The organism is Halomonas sp., from assembly GCF_041689495.1.
GTDB lineage: Bacteria > Pseudomonadota > Gammaproteobacteria > Pseudomonadales > Halomonadaceae > Halomonas.
Genome location: NZ_JBDNGD010000543.1, coordinates 1 through 2,025, shown reverse-complemented (window position 1 = coordinate 2,025; position 2,025 = coordinate 1). Strand labels below are relative to the sequence as shown.

General features: G+C 58.4%; 1 protein-coding gene. It reads right to left on the bottom strand.

Annotated elements, in window-relative coordinates; translation table 11 throughout:
• Positions 1–2,025: Eco57I restriction-modification methylase domain-containing protein (locus ACESMD_RS15730; protein ID WP_372614824.1), on the bottom strand; the 2,025-nt coding region annotated here is incomplete at both ends.

Sequence of the window (2,025 nt, the reverse complement as noted above, 5' to 3'; positions counted from 1 at the left end):
TAGTTCACCAGGGCGGAGAAGCCGTCCTTGAGGCCGTCCCAGATGTGCCAGATGAAGGGCCGGTTCTGGAACAGCTTATAGTGCTGGGCGAAGAACTTGTCGCGCAGCCAGCTCTCCAGGTCCTTGCCGGCGTGGTCGACGTTTTCCAGCAGCTTGGTGCGGGTGCTGGCGGACCACTGGTCGCCATAGGCGTCGGCCAGCAGCACCTCCAGGCGATCCACGGCGCGGCGCTCGCCGCGCACGGCGGGCAGGCAGACGATGCCGTCGCGGTCGGCATGGCCCAGCAGCGTCTCGCAGCGGTTGACCCACTCGCGCTGCTCCTCGGCCAGCTCCATCTCCGGGTCCAGCTCCGCCAGCCAGCGGCAGCCCAGCAGCCGGGCCACGGCGACCTGCAGCACGGTATCGTCGGTGCGCAGCGGGCCGTGGGCAGTCCATTTGGCCTCCTCGTCCCAGATTACTGACCCGCAGGGGTGGCCGTGGAAGATCCATTGGGTGGGGTCGTCGGTGTAGGGTTCGGGTAGTCCGTGGGGATACTGTTCTTCCGCGACTTTGGACCAATAATCGAGATCGAAGGGGACTTTACCCAAAGTTGCATTTGTGACCTTTAGGCTTTGGTCAATGCGACGGACAGCTTCGCTGTATTCGGGTGAGGAGCAGAAGCACCATATTGCAGGGAGGCAGCTGAGGGTGTGAGGAACTAAGGTGGCACAGTTCATATCCCAAGGACTACCTGAGTTTATAGTGGGAGACAATGAGCTCATCTGCCTTACAGATATTCCATGACTTTCCCAAGCAGCTTGCCCCTGAATCCTGGCCGCATCAGAAGATGCTAGGTAGCCTTCTCCATTTTCCCAAAGAAACACTTGGTTGCGACCTGAATAATGAAATGGCTCATCTCCTGTTGATTGAAATGTCCTCCACTCATTTTGAATGCTATTTGTTTCCCAAAAGAAGAAAATGAAACTCGGGTTATCGCCTGTAGTGATGCCTTGGTATGAGGTTGCGTATGCCGATAGTAAATCAATTTTAGACGCTTCGTCCAGAGATATTCGAGCATCTGGATTTTCTAGCTGCTTTATTTGCTCCACGCTCTTCACTTCATTCTCCGATAACCCTGTTGCTTTCTGAGCTGTAGGACGTGGCTCAGAAACATCGACTCCCCTCAGCCAGTTTCCCTGATCATCAGAGTGCAGCAGATCCGTTGACTGCCCCGTGCCAATGCCTCGACTAATATTGATCAAAATCGCCTTGACCACTTCGCCGCTAATGGTCTCAAAGGCCCCAGGCCCCAACCGAGCAATCAGATGCCAGCGATCATTATTGAGCAGCTTTTCCCGAAATTTCTTATAGCTGGTTAAGAACAACCAATTCTGCGGCAGCACATTACTGGTGGTGCCGCCTTCCACGCAAAGCTCCAGGCAGCGATCGAGGAATACTGTCGCCAGATCATTCTTGGCCGCCGGATAGTAGTCGGCGCAGAACTCTTGCAGCTTGATATGCTGCTTGGCGCGTGAGAGGTAAGGTACATTGGTAATCACCCAGTGGTAGCGATCCCCCAGTAGTGTGGCGGCCTTGGCCAGGCCCTGGGCGGTCACGGCTGTTTCGCGTTGCTCGTCGCTGCTCTTCTGGCCGTTCTCCTGACTATTTTCCTGGGCAAGCGCCTGGTTCAGCGCCTCGGAAAGCTCTCCCCACTGGGCGATCTTGGCCGCGCTGGTGCGGGTGGGGTCGAGCAGGCTGCCGAGGATAGGGGCATCCTTGAAGCTGTCGTAGAGCCAGTCCAGGGCGATAGTCAGGTTCTTCTTGCCCAGCCCCAGCGCCTTCCACTCCTCCTTGGCCACGCTGATCGGCAGGCCGGAGCAGGCCAGGTGCAGTTCAGGCAGCGGGCGATAGCCGCCCGCCCCGGGGTAGCGCCAGGCGGTCAGCGCCAGGGCGAAGGCCGCCAGCTCCACGCAGCGCTGGTCGATCTCCAGGCCGTGCAGGTTGTCGCGTAGCACCGCATCCATGGCGTCACGGGCGCTGAGGCCC